This is a genomic window from Burkholderia sp. COPS (assembly GCF_019425585.1).
GTDB lineage: Bacteria > Pseudomonadota > Gammaproteobacteria > Burkholderiales > Burkholderiaceae > Burkholderia > Burkholderia cepacia.
This window is the reverse complement of sequence record NZ_WIXR01000108.1, coordinates 1403-2228: the sequence shown is the minus strand read 5'-3', so window position 1 is coordinate 2228 and position 826 is coordinate 1403. Positions and strand designations below refer to the sequence as shown.

Below are 826 nucleotides of genomic sequence, written 5' to 3'. Positions count from 1 at the left end.
GAATCGCCCTCCGGCGGCGGCACCGCCATCACCCGCCGGCAGGGCCTCGCGCGGTGCGGCAGAATGCGACATCTACTGCCGCACAAGTTTTTTACGCTAAGATTGAACTCCGGTTCTTCATCGGGCATCTATACGTGCCCGATGTCTCATTCGCTCCTCACCAATAACCAGATGGACAGCTCTCCTGCGTCGCTCCGGATTTTCCGGGCGCTCGGCAAGCTGGCAGCCTGTATTGCGGGCCTGTCGCTTGCGCTTCCGACACCGGCATTCGCCGACCTGCTCGACCAGCGCTCCGAACTGATCAACAAATTCGTCAACGAAATGCATGCCGATCCGCTCGCCGCCGATTGTGCGGCGCACGGCAGCTTCATCGCCAGCACGTCGTCGGCGTTCGACCGCGTCGACTTCGCGTCGAACACATTCGACAGCGGCAACGCGACAATCACGCCATGGAACGACTCGTTCGACCAGGGCAAGCAGCGTGTGAAGGTCGACAATATCGTCACTGTCGACGGACTCGGTATCCACAGCGACGGCAGCGACCCGACGCCGCTGAAATTCCGATGCGGCTATGTCGGTCAGCAAATGCTCGCGTTCAGCTGGAACGACCCGGTTCCGCCGCTGAAGCCGCGCGTCGAGCGCTCCACGTCCTCGACGAAGAAGTTCAAGGGCAAGTCGCACCGAGGCAAGGTCAAGGCGAAAGCATCGGGCCGCACCGGCAGCAAGAAGGCCGCCGCAACGAAAAAGTCGAGCGTACAGAAGAAGGTCGTGAAGAAGAGCGCGAAGAAGTCCTGATCCGACGAAGCGACCTCGACAGAAGCAAAAA

Annotated in this window: 1 protein-coding gene; it reads left to right on the top strand. The window is 60.9% G+C overall.

The features are described 5' to 3' along the window. Positions 1-141: 141 nt before the first annotated feature. Positions 142-795, top strand: coding sequence for a hypothetical protein (locus FOZ70_RS37835; protein ID WP_219707919.1), 654 nt, complete (start codon positions 142-144; stop codon positions 793-795). Positions 796-826 lie beyond the last annotated feature (31 nt).